At 70.6% G+C, this 16,378-nt stretch carries 13 protein-coding genes and 1 tRNA gene; 1 reads left to right on the top strand and 13 read right to left on the bottom strand.

Annotated features, from left to right (window positions below; genetic code table 11):
- Nucleotides 1-27 precede the first annotated feature (27 nt).
- The 12 genes from prmC to HDC93_RS25520 all read right to left on the bottom strand — a co-directional run bounded on the left by prmC (nucleotide 28) and on the right by HDC93_RS25520 (nucleotide 15,613).
- The gene (gene prmC / locus HDC93_RS25575) at nucleotides 28-873 is read right to left on the bottom strand and encodes a peptide chain release factor N(5)-glutamine methyltransferase (protein WP_031104190.1); all 846 of its coding nucleotides are present in this window, start codon (nucleotides 871-873) and stop codon (nucleotides 28-30) included.
- Between the two features lie 53 nt (nucleotides 874-926).
- Nucleotides 927-2,003 (bottom strand): peptide chain release factor 1, encoded by a 1,077-nt coding sequence (gene prfA / locus HDC93_RS25570; RefSeq protein ID WP_185013178.1) that lies wholly within the window; start codon nucleotides 2,001-2,003, stop codon nucleotides 927-929.
- A gap of 291 nt (nucleotides 2,004-2,294) precedes the next feature.
- Nucleotides 2,295-2,516 (bottom strand): 50S ribosomal protein L31, encoded by a 222-nt coding sequence (rpmE, locus tag HDC93_RS25565; protein ID WP_003992975.1) that lies wholly within the window; start codon nucleotides 2,514-2,516, stop codon nucleotides 2,295-2,297.
- Nucleotides 2,517-2,665: 149 nt separating this feature from the next.
- Entirely contained in the window at nucleotides 2,666-3,802 is a 1,137-nt protein-coding gene (locus tag HDC93_RS25560) for an LCP family protein (RefSeq protein ID WP_185013177.1), read from the bottom strand.
- Nucleotides 3,803-4,009: 207 nt separating this feature from the next.
- Nucleotides 4,010-5,749, bottom strand: a complete 1,740-nt coding sequence (locus HDC93_RS25555; RefSeq protein ID WP_260419755.1) for a trypsin-like serine protease — start codon at nucleotides 5,747-5,749, stop codon at nucleotides 4,010-4,012.
- Between the two features lie 195 nt (nucleotides 5,750-5,944).
- Complete coding sequence (rho, locus tag HDC93_RS25550) at nucleotides 5,945-8,023, bottom strand: transcription termination factor Rho (protein WP_185013176.1); 2,079 nt, start codon at nucleotides 8,021-8,023, stop codon at nucleotides 5,945-5,947.
- Between the two features lie 402 nt (nucleotides 8,024-8,425).
- Nucleotides 8,426-9,355 carry a homoserine kinase gene (gene thrB, locus HDC93_RS25545; RefSeq protein WP_185013175.1) on the bottom strand — a complete coding sequence of 310 codons (930 nt, stop codon included), beginning with the start codon at nucleotides 9,353-9,355 and terminating at the stop codon, nucleotides 8,426-8,428.
- A gap of 342 nt (nucleotides 9,356-9,697) precedes the next feature.
- Nucleotides 9,698-10,756 carry a threonine synthase gene (thrC, locus tag HDC93_RS25540; protein WP_185013174.1) on the bottom strand — a complete coding sequence of 353 codons (1,059 nt, stop codon included), beginning with the start codon at nucleotides 10,754-10,756 and terminating at the stop codon, nucleotides 9,698-9,700.
- A gap of 6 nt (nucleotides 10,757-10,762) precedes the next feature.
- On the bottom strand, nucleotides 10,763-12,055 hold the full coding sequence (locus HDC93_RS25535) for a homoserine dehydrogenase (protein WP_185013173.1): 1,293 nt from the start codon (nucleotides 12,053-12,055) through the stop codon (nucleotides 10,763-10,765).
- Between the two features lie 165 nt (nucleotides 12,056-12,220).
- Nucleotides 12,221-13,612, bottom strand: a complete 1,392-nt coding sequence (gene lysA / locus HDC93_RS25530; protein ID WP_185013172.1) for a diaminopimelate decarboxylase — start codon at nucleotides 13,610-13,612, stop codon at nucleotides 12,221-12,223.
- 16 nt (nucleotides 13,613-13,628) lie between these two features.
- A complete protein-coding gene (gene nrtL / locus HDC93_RS25525) occupies nucleotides 13,629-14,672 on the bottom strand; it encodes an ArgS-related anticodon-binding protein NrtL (protein WP_185013171.1) in 1,044 nt (347 codons plus the stop codon).
- A 428-nt stretch (nucleotides 14,673-15,100) separates the two neighbouring features.
- Nucleotides 15,101-15,613, bottom strand: coding sequence for a PleD family two-component system response regulator (locus tag HDC93_RS25520; protein WP_185013170.1), 513 nt, complete (start codon nucleotides 15,611-15,613; stop codon nucleotides 15,101-15,103).
- 115 nt (nucleotides 15,614-15,728) lie between these two features.
- On the opposite strand from HDC93_RS25520, the gene HDC93_RS25515 reads away from it, so the two are divergent.
- Nucleotides 15,729-15,800, top strand: a tRNA-Arg gene (locus HDC93_RS25515).
- Nucleotides 15,801-15,962: 162 nt separating this feature from the next.
- Here the strand turns inward: HDC93_RS25515 and HDC93_RS25510 are convergent.
- Nucleotides 15,963-16,244 (bottom strand): hypothetical protein, encoded by a 282-nt coding sequence (locus HDC93_RS25510; RefSeq protein ID WP_185013169.1) that lies wholly within the window; start codon nucleotides 16,242-16,244, stop codon nucleotides 15,963-15,965.
- Between the last annotated feature and the right edge of the window lie 134 nt (nucleotides 16,245-16,378).

Below are 16,378 nucleotides of genomic sequence, written 5' to 3'. Positions count from 1 at the left end.
GCGAAGAGCGCGGGGTGCCCGGTGTGCTCACGGCAGCGCCTTGCGGGCCGTGGCGAAGCGCGGGCGGTTGTTGAGGTCCGGGTGGTCGGCCGCGTCGGCCCAGCCCCGCTCCTCGGTGAAGATCCACGGCACCTGGCCGCCCTGGGTGTCCGCGTGCTCGACGACGACCACACCGCCCGGGCGCAGCAGCCGGTGTGCGGTGCGTTCCAGGCCGCGGATGAGGTCCAGGCCGTCCTCGCCGGAGAAGAGGGCCATGTCGGGGTCGTAGTCCCGCGCCTCGGGGGCGACGTACTCCCACTCCGTGAGCGGGATGTACGGCGGGTTGGTGATGACCAGGTCGACCTGGCCGTCCAGGTCGGGGAAGGCGGTGAGGGCGTTGCCCTGCCGCAGGTCGACCCTGGACCCCTCGACGTTCTTGCGGGTCCATCGCAGGGCGTCCTCGGACAGTTCCACGGCGTGCACGCGCGAGCGCGGCACCTCCTGGGCGAGGGCCAGCGCGATGGCGCCGGAGCCGGTGCACAGGTCGACGATGCACGGCTCGACGACGTCCATGGCCCGTACGGCGTCTATGGCCCAGCCGACCACGGACTCCGTCTCGGGCCGGGGCACGAACACGCCGGGCCCGACCTGGAGTTCCAGGTAGCGGAAGTAGGCGCGCCCGGTGATGTGCTGGAGCGGTTCGCGGGCCTCGCGGCGGGCGATGACCTCCCAGTAGCGGGCGTCGAAGTCGGAGTCCTTGACGGAGTGCAGCTCGCCGCGCTTGACGCCGTGCACGAACGCGGCGAGCTCCTCCGCGTCGGTACGCGGCGAGGGCACGCCGGCGTCGGCGAGCCGCTGGGTGGCCTGGGCCACCTCCGCGAGCAGCAGGTTCACGCAAGTCCTCCGTATTACTCGTACGTGATCACTCGTACGTGCTCGTGCCTGCCCTACGCGGCCGCCAGCTTCGCCGCGGAGTCCGCGTCGACGCAGGCCTGGATCACCGCGTCGAGGTCGCCGTCCAGGACCTGGTCCAGGTTGTACGCCTTGAAGCCGACGCGGTGGTCCGAGAGGCGGTTCTCCGGGAAGTTGTACGTGCGGATCTTCTCGGAGCGGTCGACGGTGCGGACCTGGCTGCGGCGGGCGTCGGCGGCCTCCCGCTCCGCTTCCTCCTGCGCCGCTGCGAGCAGCCTGGAGCGCAGGATACGCAGTGCCTGCTCCTTGTTCTGCAGCTGGCTCTTCTCGTTCTGGCAGGAGGCGACGACTCCGGTGGGAAGGTGCGTGATGCGCACGGCGGAGTCGGTGGTGTTGACGGACTGTCCGCCGGGCCCGGAGGACCGGTAGACGTCGATGCGGAGGTCGTTCGGGTTGATCTCGACGTCGACCTCCTCGGCCTCGGGCGTGACGAGCACACCGGCCGCGGAGGTGTGGATACGGCCCTGGGACTCCGTCGCGGGCACGCGCTGCACGCGGTGCACGCCGCCCTCGTACTTCAGCCGCGCCCAGACGCCCTGGCCGGGCTCGGTGGCCCCCTGGCCGCCCTTGGTCTTCACGGCGACCTGAACGTCCTTGTAGCCGCCCAGCTCGGACTCGGTGGCGTCGATGATCTCGGTCTTCCAGCCGACGCGCTCGGCGTAGCGCAGGTACATGCGCAGCAGGTCGCCGGCGAACAGCGCCGACTCGTCGCCGCCCGCGCCCGCCTTGATCTCGAGGATGACGTCCTTGTCGTCGCTGGGGTCGCGCGGGACGAGCAGCAGGCGCAGCTTCTCCGTGAGCTCCTCGCGCGCCTTCTCCAGCTCCTTGACCTCGGCGGCGAAGTCGGGGTCGTCGGCGGCCAGTTCGCGCGCGGTCCCGATGTCGTCGCCCGTCTGCGTCCAGGAGCGGTAGGTGGCGACGATGGGGGTGAGCTCGGCGTAACGCTTGTTCAGCTTGCGCGCGTTGGCCTGGTCGGCGTGGACCGACGGGTCGGCGAGCTTCTTTTCCAGGTCGGCGTGCTCGGCGACGAGTTCCTCGACGGCCTCGAACATCTTGGGCTCCTGTGTACGGACGGGGGTGAAGGGCGGGCGACCAAAAACGCCGGTCCCGGCGCGCCCGGTGAGGGGCGCGGCCGTGGACCGGCGCTAGGGCCTGCCCGGCGGATCAGGTCGGTGGAAAGCCGCCGTACCTGTCAGTGCCGGTGAGCGGGGCCTGGTGCGTGCAGCTGCAAGACGGAGGAAGGAGCCGACGCGGAGCGTCGGCGACTGACGACAACGCCGCAGATGTGCGTGCCAGGCCCCGCGTCTCCGACAGGATCCGCCGGGCAGGCCCTAGGAGGCTCGCTACTTCTTGGAGCCGGCGGCCTTGCCGAAGCGGGCCTCGAAGCGGGCCACACGGCCACCGGTGTCGAGGATCTTCTGCTTGCCCGTGTAGAACGGGTGGCACTCGGAGCAGACATCGGCGCGGATGGTGCCGGACTCGATGGTGCTGCGGGTGGTGAACGACGCGCCACAGGTGCAGCTGACCTGCGTCTCGACGTACTCGGGGTGGATGTCGCGCTTCAAGGTGTCTCCTAGGTTCGGGAGGGCGCCGGGTCGCTGACGCGGGGTGCGCGAGCGTGAACCGGAGCCGACGTACCAGTCTGCCAGGACTGGGGCCTACTCCCAAAACCGGGGGTTGTTGTGATCTATTCCCCGCGGGCCGGCCGCGCCCCTCACGGGGCGGTCACGACCCCCTTGGCCTCACCCGTCGCCGATCCCGACGTCGCCGACTTCGGGATCGGCCTGTCGTTCTCCAGGGCCTTCCAGATCTGGTCGGCCTTCTTCTTCTGGAGGAGGACGCGGTTGGGGTCGGCCGGGTCGTAGGCCACCGGCATCGTGATCATGTGCATGTTGGACGGGCTGATGCCCTTGAGTCCGTTCGCGAAGGACGCGAGCTTGTTGACCGAGCCGAGGTCGGAGTCGGCCGTCACCGTCTTGGTCGCGGTCTCCGCGAGGTCGAGCAGCTTCTTCGGGTTCGAGAAGACGCCGACGTCCTTGATCTGGTTGACCAGGGCCTTGATGAAGGCCTGCTGGAGCTGGATGCGGCCCAGGTCGGAGCCGTCGCCGACGCCGTGTCTGGTGCGGACCAGGCCGAGGGCCTGCTTGCCGTCGAGCGTGTGGGTGCCGGCCTTCAGCTTCAGGTGGCTGTCGGGGTCGTCGATGCTCTTGGTCGTGGTGATCTCGACGCCGCCGAGGTCGTCGATGAGCTTCTGGAAGCCCGCGAAGTCGACCTCGAGGTAGTGGTCCATGCGCAGGTCGGTGATCGACTCGACGGTCTTCACGGCGCAGGCGGCCCCGCCGGTGGAGTACGCGGAGTTGAACATCGCGTTCTGCGCGGCGGGGTGCTCGTTGCCCTGGGTGTCCGTGCAGGCGGGCCGGTCGATGAGGGTGTCGCGCGGGATGGAGACCACGCTGGCCTTCTGGTGGCCCTTGTAGATGTGCACGATCATCGCCGTGTCGGAGCGGGCGCTGCCGTCGTCGGTGCCGCCGCCGAGCTTCTTGTTGCTGCCGGCGCGGGTGTCCGAGCCGAGGACGAGGATGTTCTCCGAGCCGTTGTCGGCCTTCTTGGGCCGGTCCGTGCCGAGGGCCTGGTCGATGTCGACGCTCTTGAGGTTGCCGTTGAGCTTGAAGTACAGGTACCCGGCGCCGGCGCCGCCCACCACGACGATGCCCGCGGCGGTCCAGGCCGTGATCATCAAGCCCTTGCGTCGCCGCTGGGGCTTGCGGCGCTTGCCCTTGCCGCGGTGACGTGCTCCGTCGGTGCCGGTATCGCCCGGTATACCCGGACCCGGTGTGCTCTCGGCAGACATGTACTCCTCAGCTCTTCTACGGTCGGCTACCCCCTGCGGTCAGTGCCAGGCGTGGTCGGAGAAGACCCTTCCTCGCACCATCGTCGCCCCACCTGGTCTGACGGGGAAACCCGGGAAAGGGTTGCACGACGGACTGTGCCCACCGCGTGCGGCGGTGGGCACAGTGCGTGGTCGTCACAGCGGGGTGAGCCTCGCTCACCTGCGGTTTCAGCCGAAGATGTCGTACTGCTTGAAATCGGTGCCTACGGACTTCCTTGTGGCAAAGATCTCGCTCGTCCCCTTGCCGGTGCCCGCGTACAGGTAGAGCGTGCCGCCGGGGGTGCGGGCCAGGAAGTCGGCCCTGCCGTCGCCGGTGACGTCACCGGGCGCGTCGAAGGCGTTGTAGCCGTCCCACGTGCGCACCTTGACCCGGGCCGAGAAGGCGCCCGAGCCGGCCTTGCCGGTGCCCTTGTAGAGGTAGAGGTGGCTGCCCGACGTGCTGCGGGCGATCAGGTCGGTCTTGCCGTCCCCGTTGAAGTCGCCCTTGCCGCGCACGGAGTTGTACTGGTTCCAGCCGGAGCCGACCTTCACGCGGGACGCGAAGGTGCCGTTGCCCCTGCCCGGGTAGATCCACAGGACGCCCGCGGAGTCGACCGAGAGCAGGTCGGGCAGGTAGTCGCCGGTGACGTCACCGGGGGTGACGATCCGGGTGCGGGTCTTCCAGTTGTCGGCGATCTGCTTGGTGGTGCCCGTACGGCCGGATGCCCAGAAGACGTCGCCGTCACCGCTGCGCCGGTAGACGAGGTCCTGGTAGCCGTCGCGGTCGAGGTCCGTCTGCAGGACGACGTTCACGCCGTTCCAGTTGCCCCAGGACTGGCGGGCGGCGAACGACGTGCCCGTGGAGTCCTTGGAGTAGCCGGTCTTGGTGGAGGCGTTGCGCACCCACAGGTCGGCCTTGCTGTCGCCGCTGAGGTTGGCGTCGTCGACGCGCGGGTAGGCGGCGCCGACGTACGTGCTGACCTTGCTGAAGACGCTGTAGGCGCCCTTGGCGACGCAGTCGGTGACGCCCCAGGACACGACGCCGACGATCCGGTTGTTGACGACCAGGGGGCCGCCGGAGTCGCCGTTGCACGCGGAGACGGTGCCGGCGTCGCTGCCGGTCGCCGGCTTGCCCGCGCAGACCATGTGGCCCTTGACGAAGTCCCTGCCGTACGCGCCGGAGCAGGTCGTGTCGGACTGCATGGGCAGCATGGCGGTCTTCAGCGTCTCGGAGATGTCGTCGCTGGTGGAGCTGGTGCGGCCCCAGCCGTAGACCTTGGCGCTGACCCCGGCCTTGTACGACGCGGTGTCACCGGACGTCGCCATCCGGATCGGCGTGGCCTTGACCGCTGTGTCGAGCGTCAGTACCGCGATGTCGTTGTCGATGGTCGTCGGGTTGTACGACGAGTGGTTCCACTGCCGCCACACCGCCGTCGCGGTACCGCCGTGCAGGTCGGTGCCGTGGTCCGAGGGCAGCTGGGTGGCACCGGTGACGACGGCGCCGTTGGCCTTCCAGTTGTAGCCCTTGACGCAGTGCGCGGCGGTGAGGATCTTCGTCGGCGTCACCACGGCGCCGCCGCAGAAGAAGCCGATGTCGTCGCCGGTGCCGGCGGTGCCCCGGTCGTCGTAGTAGTGGAGCTGCGCCATCCACGGGACCGTGCTGATGGTGGTCTCGTTGCCGCCGATGACCTTCGGGTCGATGCTGCCGGCGACGGTGCCCGCGGTGAGCGCGGTCTTGCTCGTCTTGCCGGCGACGTCGTCACCGGCCATGGCGCCCGCGACGCGCTTCTCCAGCTCGGCGGACGACGGCGAGTCGGCGGCGGGCCTGACCTTCGGTTCCGGCAGCGCGGGAGCCGCACCGGCGGAGGTCGTCAGCAGCGCGCCGGCCATGGCGGCGGCGACACCGGCCGCGGCGACGGGCAGTGCCATGCGTATCCGGCGTCTGTGCCGACCGCCCCCGGGCATGGGTGTACCCACGAATGTCCCCCCTCGGGATCACAAGTTCGAAGAGAGCGTGATCCTACCCGCACAGGAACACCACAGAGGGCCGCCCCCGGTTCGGGGAACGGCCCTCTTGTGCAGTCCGCACCGGGTCGACTGCGGTCCTTACTGGGTCGACCTGCCTCAGTCGCCGTTGCCCGGCGTCGGGGTGGTCTTCTGGATCTGCATCAGGAACTCGGCGTTCGACTTCGTCTGCTTCATCTTGTCGAGAAGCAGCTCCACCGCCTGCTGCTGGTCGAGCGCGTGCAGCACCCGGCGCAGCTTCCAGACGATCCCGAGCTCATCGGGGGCGAGCAGGATCTCTTCCTTACGGGTACCGGACGCGTCGACGTCCACCGCCGGGAAGATGCGCTTGTCGGCGAGCTTGCGGTCGAGCTTCAGCTCGGCGTTGCCGGTGCCCTTGAACTCCTCGAAGATCACCTCGTCCATGCGGGACCCGGTGTCCACCAGGGCGGTGGCGAGGATCGTCAGCGAGCCGCCGTCCTCGATGTTGCGGGCCGCACCGAAGAAGCGCTTCGGCGGGTAGAGCGCCGTCGAGTCGACACCACCGGACAGGATGCGGCCGGAGGCCGGGGCGGCGAGGTTGTACGCGCGGCCCAGACGGGTGATCGAGTCGAGCAGGACGACCACGTCGTGGCCCAGCTCCACCAGGCGCTTGGCGCGCTCGATGGCCAGCTCGGCGACGGTGGTGTGGTCCTCGGCCGGGCGGTCGAAGGTCGAGGAGATGACCTCGCCCTTCACCGACCGCTGCATGTCGGTGACCTCTTCCGGACGCTCGTCGACGAGGACGACCATCAGGTGGCACTCGGGGTTGTTGTGGGTGATCGCGTTGGCGATCGCCTGCATGATCATGGTCTTGCCGGTCTTCGGCGGGGCCACGATCAGACCACGCTGGCCCTTGCCGATCGGCGCGACGAGGTCGATGATGCGGGTGGTGAGGACGCCCGGGTCCGTCTCCAGACGGAGCCGGTCCTGCGGGTACAGGGGCGTCAGCTTGTTGAACTCCGGCCGCCCGCGGCCCGATTCGGGCGCCATGCCGTTGACGGAGTCGAGCCGTACCAGCGCGTTGAACTTCTCGCGCCGCTCGCCGTCCTTGGGCTGACGCACGGCACCGGTGACGTGGTCGCCCTTGCGCAGGCCGTTCTTGCGGACCTGGGCGAGGGAGACGTACACGTCGTTCGGGCCGGGCAGGTAGCCCGACGTGCGGATGAACGCGTAGTTGTCGAGGATGTCCAGGATGCCCGCGACGGGGATCAGGACGTCGTCCTCGTTGATCTGCGGCTCGGAGGCGATGTCGTCGCGGCCGCGACGGCCCCGGCGGTCGCGGTAGCGCCCGCGACGGCCACGACGCCCGCCCTCGAAGTCGTCGTCGTCCTGCTGCTGACCACGGTCCTGACGGCCGCCGCCGCCCTGGCCCTGCTGCTGGCCGCGCTGGCCGCCGCCCTGCTGGTCGTCACCCTTGCCACCGCGGCGGTCGCGGTCCCGGCCACCTCGGTCACCACGGTCACCGCGGTCACCACGGTCACCGCGGTCACCGCGGTCACGGCGGTCGCGACGACGGCCCTCGCCGCCGTCACCGGCGTCGGACTTGGCGTCGTTGCCCTGGGACTGCTGCTGCGACTGCACGGGCGTCTCGGCCTTGGTGTCGTTCTTCGCCTCGGCGACGATGGTCTCCGCGGCAGCGGAAGCCGGGGCTCCGGCTTCGGCGGTGGCCCGGCGACGACGGCGCTCGGGCGCCTCGTCCCCCCCGTCGCGGGAGGGGTCGCCGGCCGGCTGGCCGGGGATCTCGATCTGCTGCTGGGCCACGGCCTTGTCGGCCTTGTCCGCGGGGGCCTGGGAGGCCTCCTTCGCGTCCGCCTGCTTGTCCGCCTTCTCGGCGTTGTCGCCCGTACGGGTCCGCGAGGTGGCGCGGCGCTTGGGCTTGGTCTCGGCGGGCGCGTCGGCCTTCGCGGCCGGAGCGGCGCCGCCGGACGCCTGTGCCTCCTTGATGACCTCGATCAGCTGGCTCTTGCGCATACGCGCGGTGCCCCTGATGCCGAGGCCGGATGCGACCTGCTGCAGTTCGGCCAGCACCATGCCCTCGAGGCCGGTACCGCGGCGCCGCCGGGAGCCGGCACCGGTGGCAGGCGCGGAGGCGTCCGTGGCGGGCGCGGCAGCGGTCTCCTCGACACGTGCGCCCATCAGATCGGTGGTGTCGCTCACGAAGGGTCCTTCCCTGGAGCGGACGTCGGCCTGTCTGGCTCGGCGACCGGTTGTGCTGTCCGACTTCGGTCCGTGTGGTGTGAACCGTGCCGGGGCGGTGGTCCGCCTAAACGGCGGAGGAATCTGGTGATGGCGCTTCCTTGAGCCGTGGCACCCAGTGTCAGTGTCACGCGGCGTGGTCGCACCGGTTCCGGAGCATGCCCTGCGCCCCGCTCAGTGCCCTTGTACGGCGTACGGTCCGACGTACAGAACACAGTGCGGCTTGGGGGGCTCCCGGAAGAATGTCTGTCCCGGACGGGGACACAAGGCACCTCGCCATGGTGGGGTCGGGTGCAGACTTGAGGTTAACACTACCGGATCCAACAAACATTCCCCCTCTCGAAATCCGGCAACCGCGTCGTTTCAGATGTCACCGGAGGCGGCGAGCGGCAGCACGCTCGCGCCCTGCTGATCGAGGCGCAGCCGGTTCGCGGCCCATTCCGCGCCCGCCAGGGCCTCGACCTTGTCCGCGGTCTCCGCGTCGGCCAGGGCCATCACCGTGGGCCCGGCCCCGGAGATCACCGCGGGGATGCCGTCGCCCCGCAGCCGTTCCACCAGTGCCGCGCTCTCGGGCATGGCCGGTGCGCGGTACTCCTGGTGCAGACGGTCCTCGGTGGCGGGCAGCAGCAGTTCGGGGCGGCGTGTCATGGCTTCGACGAGCAGGGCGGCCCGGCCCGCGTTGGTGGCTGCGTCGACGTGCGGAACGGTGCGCGGGAGCAGGCCGCGCGCCGTCTCGGTCAGGACCGGCTTCCCGGGGACGAAAACCACCGAAACGATGGAATCGGCGGGGTCCATCCTGATCGCGCGGGCGGCGCCGGCCTCCATCCAGGACAGCGTGAACCCGCCGAGCAGGCATGCCGCGACGTTGTCGGGGTGGCCCTCGATCTCGGTGGCGAGCTCCAGCAGCGCCGTGTCGTCGAGCTTGGCGTCGGCTCCTATGGTGACGGCGCGGGCGGCGACGATCCCGGCGCAGATGGCGGCCGAGGAGGAGCCGAGGCCCCGGCCGTGCGGAATGCGGTTGGCGCAGACGATTTCCAGACCGCGCGGCTGTCCGCCCAGCAGGTCGAAGGCGGTGCGCAGGGAACGTACGAGAAGGTGTTGCTCGTCGCGCGGGAGCGTCTCGCTTCCCTCACCCGCGATGTCGATGTGCAGCCCGGAGTCGGCCACCCGGACGACCACGTCGTCGTACAAGCCCAGCGCGAGGCCGAGGGCGTCGAAGCCCGGGCCGAGGTTGGCGCTGGTGGCGGGGACGCGCACCCGGACGGCGGCGGCGCGGAACGCTGGACCGGCCATCGCTCGATGACTCTCCTTGAGCTGCGGTGATTGTCGAATGACGTTCAGGGGACATTCGATGGCGTACGAGAACCCAGCGGGCCGCTGCCGGCCGCGATGGCCGGCCGCTGTCCCGGCCGCGGAGACGGCGCGGCACCGCGCTCCGTGCGGAGGCATATGCGGCGGGCGGGTTCAGTACAGCCTATCGAAGGAAGGTTCTGTGGCGACATAGGGCGCACAGGAGGCGCACGATGCGTGTCGTAAGCCCCCTGTGCACCCCCCGTGGGGAACGCCCCAGGGCAAGCGCCGTCTCGCGCCGGACCGTGTCCGGCGGTGCACCGGCGCTCGGTGCGTCGCCGCAGGTCAGGCCAGGCCGAGGCGCTCCGCGGCGGCGGCCGCGTCGACGGGCACGGTGACCGGCTGCGGGGCACCGGCGACGGCCCAGTCGGGGTCCTTCAGCCCGTTGCCGGTGACGGTGCACACGATCCGCTGCCCCGGGTCGACCTTGCCCTGCTCGGCGGCCTTCAGCAGACCGGCGACGGACGCGGCGGACGCCGGCTCGACGAAGACGCCCTCCTGCGACGCCAACAGCCGGTAGGCGCGCAGGATCTCACGGTCCGTCACCTCGTCGATGGAGCCACCCGACTCGTCCCGCGCGGCGAGCGCGTACTGCCAGGAGGCCGGGTTGCCGATGCGGATGGCCGTGGCGATGGTCGAGGGGTCCTTGACGACCTCGCCGCGCACGATCGGGGCGCTGCCGGAGGCCTGGAAGCCCCACATCCGCGGCTTGCGGGTCGCCACGCCGTCGGCGGCGTACTCCGTGTAGCCCTTCCAATAGGCCGTGATGTTGCCCGCGTTGCCGACCGGCAGGACGTGGATGTCGGGCGCGTCGCCGAGCATGTCCACGATCTCGAAGGCCGCCGTCTTCTGACCCTCGATACGTACCGGGTTGACCGAATTGACCAGCGACACGGGGTAGTTGTCACTCAGGCCGCGCGCGAGGGTGAGGCAGTCGTCGAAGTTGCCGTCGACCTGGAGGATCTTCGCGCCGTGCACGAGGGCCTGGCCCATCTTGCCGAGCGCGATCTTGCCCTGCGGCACGAGCACGGCGCACACCATCCCGGCCCGCACGGCGTACGCGGCGGCGGAGGCCGACGTGTTGCCGGTGGAGGCGCAGATGACGGCCTTCGCGCCCTCCTCCTTGGCCCGGGTGATGGCCATGGTCATGCCGCGGTCCTTGAAGGACCCGGTCGGGTTCGCGCCCTCCACCTTGAGGTGGACCTCGCAGCCCGTGCGCTCGGAGAGCACCTGCGCGGGCACGAGGGGCGTACCGCCCTCGCGGAGCGTCACGACCGGCGTGCTGTCGGAGACGGGCAGCCGGTCCCGGTACTCCTCGATGATTCCGCGCCACTGGTGGGTCATTGCTGGTTACTCTCCTTCAACCCGCATGATGCTGGCGACACCACGCACGGTGTCGAGCTTGCGCAACGCCTCGACGGTCCCGGTGAGGGCCGCGTCGGACGCACGGTGCGTGACGACGACGAGGGAGGCCTCGCCGTCCTTCCCCGACTGGCGAACCGTATCGATCGAGACTCCGTGCTCGGCGAAGACGGTCGCGACCTGGGCGAGAACACCCGGTTTGTCGGCCACGTCGAGGCTGATGTGGTACCGCGTGACGACATCGCCCATCGGGGACACCGGCAGCGCGGCGTAGGCGGAATCGCCTGGTCCGGTGGCGCCGCCGATCCGGTTGCGGCAGACGGCGACGAGGTCGCCGAGCACGGCGGAGGCGGTGGGGGAACCGCCCGCTCCGGGGCCGTAGAACATGAGCTGCCCGGCGGCGTCGGACTCGACGAACACGGCGTTGTAGGCGCCGCGGACGGAGGCCAGCGGGTGGCTCAGCGGGATCATGGCCGGGTGCACGCGCGCGGTGACGGACGCCCCGTCCTCGGCCCGCTCACAGATGGCGAGCAGTTTGATGGTGCAGCCCATCTCCTTCGCGGAGGCGAAGTCGGCCGCGGTCACCTCGGTCATGCCCTCGCGGTAGACGTCGTCGAGGCGCACGCGCGTGTGGAAGGCGATGCCGGCGAGGATCGCGGCCTTGGCGGCGGCGTCGAAGCCCTCGACGTCGGCGGTCGGGTCGGCCTCCGCGTACCCCAGGGCGGTGGCCTCGTCGAGGGCCTCCTGGTAGCCGGCGCCGGTGGAGTCCATCTTGTCGAGGATGAAGTTCGTCGTGCCGTTGACGATGCCCATCACCCGGTTGATCTTGTCGCCGGCGAGGGACTCGCGCAGCGGCCGCAGCAGCGGGATGGCACCGGCGACGGCGGCCTCGTAGTAGAGGTCCTTGCCGTGCTGCTCGGCGACGGCGTGCAGGGCCGCCCCGTCCTGGGCGAGCAGTGCCTTGTTGGCGGAGACGACGGAGGCGCCGTGCTCGAAGGCGGTGGTGATGAGGCTGCGCGCGGGCTCGATACCGCCGATGACCTCGACCACCACGTCGATGTCGCCGCGTTTGACGAGGGCGGTGGCGTCGGTGGTGACGAGGCCGGGGGCGATGCCCTCGCGCACCCGGTCGGGGCGGCGTACGGCCACCCCCGCGAGCTCCACCGGGGCCCCGATCCGGGCCGTGAGGTCGTCGGCGTGCGTCGTCATGATGCGCGCCACCTCTGAGCCGACCACTCCACAGCCCAGCAGCGCCACCTTCAGCGGACGCGTACGCATCATCCGACCTCGTTTCCTCTTTACCGTCTACGGTGGAACCAGTCTCACTCACCGGACGGGAGTTTCTGCCCCCGGTCCGGATCGTGAGACGTCTATTTCATTTTCGCGGGGGCGGCAGACAGGAGATCTTCCGCCACCCGCTTGCTTCGGCTTTCGGCCTTCTGCCGTTCAGCCGACGTCGAGACGCAGCAGGTCCTCCTCCGTCTCGCGGCGGACGATCACCCGCGCCTCACCGCCGTCGACGGCGACGACCGGCGGGCGGAGCACGTGGTTGTAGTTGCTGGCCATCGACCGGCAGTACGCGCCGGTGGCCGGTACGGCGATGAGGTCACCCGGTGCCAGGTCGGACGGCAGGAAGGCGTCCTTGACCACGATGTCCCCGCTCTCGCAGTGCTTGCCGACGACACGGGCGAGCATGGGCGCGGCGTCTGAGGTGCGCGAGACCAGCGCGACGCTGTATTCCGCGTCGTACAGCGCGGTGCGGATGTTGTCCGACATGCCGCCGTCGACCGAGACGTACGTCCGCAGCCCGTCGAGGGGCTTGATGGTGCCGACCTCGTAGAGCGTGAAGGCGGTCGGGCCTACGATGGCGCGCCCCGGCTCGACGGAGATGCGCGGCGTGCGCAGCTTGGCGGCCTCGCACTCCCGCGTGACGATCTCGGTGAGCGCCTTGGCGATCTCGTGCGGCTCGCGGGGGTCGTCGTCGCTGGTGTACGCGATGCCGAGCCCGCCGCCGAGGTCGATCTCGGGCAGCTCGACACCGTGCTCGTCGCGGATGTCCTTCAGCAGCCCGACCACCCGGTGGGCGGCGACCTCGAAGCCGGACATGTCGAAGATCTGCGACCCGATGTGGCTGTGGATGCCGACCAGCTCGAGCCCGTCGAGCTGCAGCGCCCGGCGTACGGCCTCGGCGGCCTGCCCGCCGGCCAGCGGGATGCCGAACTTCTGGTCCTCGTGGGCCGTGGCGATGAACTCGTGGGTGTGGGCCTCGACGCCGACGGTGATGCGGATGAGGACCTTCTGCCGCGTGCCGAGGCTCTGCGCGATGTGGGCGACGCGGACGATCTCCTGGAAGGAGTCGAGGACGATGTGCCCGACTCCGGCCTCGACGGCCCGGGTGATCTCGTCGACCGACTTGTTGTTGCCGTGGAAGGCGATGCGGTCGGCGGGCATGCCGGCGGAGAGGGCGGTGGCCAGCTCGCCGCCCGAGCAGACGTCGACGTTCAGCCCCTCCTCGTCCAGCCAGCGCACCACGGCGCGGGAGAGGAACGCCTTGCCGGCGTAGAACACGTCGGCTTCGGCCCCGAAGGCGGTACGCCAGGCACGCGCGCGGGCCCGGAAGTCCGCCTCATCCAGGACGTAGGCGGGGGTGCCGTACTCCTCGGCGAGCCGGGTGACGGGGATGCCGCCGACGGTCACGACTCCGTGCTCGTCACGCGTCACCGTCCGGGCCCACACCTTGGGGTCCAGCGCGTTGAGGTCGGCGGGCGGGGCGGAGTAGTGGCCCTCGGGGAGGACATCGGCGTGACGGGGCCCGGCGGGGTGGGCGGAACGGCTCATGATCTGTTCGTGTCTCTCAGAGGTGGTCGGGAGCGTCGATGCCGAGCAGGGACAGGCCGCCGGCCAGCACCGTCCCGGCGGCTTCGGCGAGCGCGAGCCGGGCACGGTGGGCGGCCGAGGGTTTCTCCTCACCGAGGGGCAGCACGGCGGGGAGCAGGGGCATCGCGGCATCGGCGACGGCGATGAGGTGCCGGGCCAGGCGGTCGGGGGTGTGATGCGTGGCCGTGGCGGCGAGGACGCGGGGGTGGTCGCCGATCAGGGCGGTCAGCGCGTCGGCTTCGCTCACGGGACCGGGCTCGGGGTGGAAGCCGAGGTCGGCGGCGTTGCGCAGGAGGGCCCGGGTACGGGCGTGGGCGTACCGGACGCGGAAGAGGGGGTTGCCCTCCCGCTGGACGAGGTGGTCGCCGGGGATCCGGGGCCGGTCGTGGGCGGCGGGGTGCAGCAGCGCCCAGCGGGCGGCGTCCCGGCCGAGGGGCAGGGGGTCGGCGGGAGCGGGGACGGGGGCGATACGGACGTAGGTGTCGGCGATGCGCGGCCCCCGGGGGGTGACGTCCGCCCCGAGCACGGACGCCCACTCCGGGGCGGGCCGCCCCTCGCACTCCGTCCGGACGATGTGCCCCTGGCTGCGCACCACCCGGCTCACGGCGTCCGCGACCACGACGGCACGCACCTCTGCCGGGCACGAGATCCCGACGGCGGTCCCGCTGAAGCCGGTCGTCGCGTGCCCGTAGCGCGACCCGCGTCGCAGGACCTCCTCGACGAGGTCGGCGGAGGCGGTGCCGCGCAGGCTGAAGTTGAGGAAGCCGGGCCCGGTGACGACGACATCGGCGAACCGCTGCTCGTCGAGGAGCCGGGCACGCAGGATCTCGGCGACACGCTGCGGCGGCTGCCCGGCCGCGGCGGCCAGCTGGAGGGCGACGTTCGTGGCGTAGTCGCCACACCCGCCCGGCCCCGGCGGAGTGACCACGGCCCGCTCAGGAACGGTCACGCTCAGCTCTCCCTCGTCGACAGCGCGGCGCACGGCGTGCAGCACGGTGCGGGAGAGCTCGACGGGGGTCACGGGACAAGCGTATGGGAGGAAGGGGGTGGGTATGCGAGCCGGTTTCCGTACGGTCCGGGATGTGGACGGGGGTGGCTTGCCCGGGGATATGGTCGCGGTCGGCGTCGTGGCACGTGTTGGGGGCGGGCTGGGCCGGGAAGCGGACGGGGGGTGGCTTGCCCGGGGTACGGTCGTGGCCCGCGACGCCTGTTGAGGGCGGGCTGGTCCGGGAAGCGGAAAGGGCGACCGCCGAGGGCGCGCTGCTGCAAGGGACCGGTACACGGGTCACTCCCCCGTGACTACGGCCACGGCTCACTCCCCCGTGACTACGGCCACGGCCACGGACGGGCTACGGGCTACGGGCTACGGGCTACGGGCTACGGGCTACGGGCTACGGGCTACGGGCTACGGGCTACGGGCTACGGGCTACGGGCTACGGCAGACTACGGCTACGGCACGGCGGGTTGATCCACTTCCTTCACCGGGGCGGCATCACCACCGGCGTCGGGGCTGCCACCGCGCTCCCGGCCCCCGCCTCGCGCCCGCTCGACCAACTGGCCCACCATCCGCACCAGTTCGGCTGGCTCGAAGGGCTTGGAGAGGAAGGCGTCGACGCCCACTTCGAGCCCGGCCTCGATCTCGGGATGACCGCAGGCGCTGACGATGGCCAGGGGCATGTCGCGGGTACGGGGATCGGCCCGCAGCCGGGCGGCGGTATTGAGCCCGTCCAGCCGCGGCATGACGACGTCGAGGGTCACCACATCGGGCCGCACCTGATGAACGACATCAAGACACTCGGCACCATCGGCCGCGGTCACGACCTCCAGCCCCTCCAGCTCGAGGTTGACCCTGATCAACTGCCGGATGACCTTGTTGTCGTCCACAACAAGCACCCGGCCCGACACGCCTGGCACAACTCGAGAGTAGGTCGACCCCGGCCATCGCGTCCCGGTTTTCCCCACTTCCACCCCGCACGAACGACTCACATCCCCGCCCCCGACAGCAGAAACCCGTTCATGACCACACCGAGGGAGCTGGTAGTGTTCTACCCGTCGCCGCGAGCAACGCGACGAACACGCCCCCGTAGCTCAGGGGATAGAGCAACGGCCTCCGGAGCCGTGTGCGCAGGTTCGAATCCTGCCGGGGGCACCTTGCATAAGGTGCCCAAAGACCCCGCCATCAGCGCTTTAGCTGGGACGGGGTCTTCGTGTGTGTGCAAGTGGGTGCGGCCCGGAGCGGCTGTATGTCAGGGGCCGTGGACTATTCGTGGACTGGCGGCCGACGACAACGTCCAGGTCAGCGGGCATTTCCTCACGTCATGGTCCGAGCTTCCACGAGCGACCGCTGCACGTCACCCACCAGGCCCCGGAGACGCCCGGGCTGCACGCCCTCATGTTCCATCCACGCGTCGAGGCGAGGACGCAGGTGCCGCGCCATGCCCAGCCCGTGGCGACGCAGCACCGAGCGATTGATCGAGGTCTCTGCCTGCACCTCTCTTCGGAGATCATCGGTCCAGCCCTGCGCCCGGTCGTCCTCTCCCAGAGGAGCCTTGAGAGTGGCCACCGCTTCATCGAGCACAGCGAGCAGGTCCATGGGCCCTCCGAACTCCACAACGCAGACGCACAGCAACAGGGAACAGGCCAGAACGCCGAAGGCCCCACCCGCTCATTAAGGGGTCCTTTCACTATGAGCGTCCGATCAGGGCGCGTGGTCTGGTGCCGTGCGTC

Source organism: Streptomyces sp. AK010 (genome assembly GCF_014207295.1).
GTDB lineage: Bacteria > Actinomycetota > Actinomycetes > Streptomycetales > Streptomycetaceae > Streptomyces > Streptomyces massasporeus.
The sequence above is the reverse complement of the archived record's forward strand: the minus strand, read 5'-3'. Positions and strand labels throughout refer to the sequence as shown.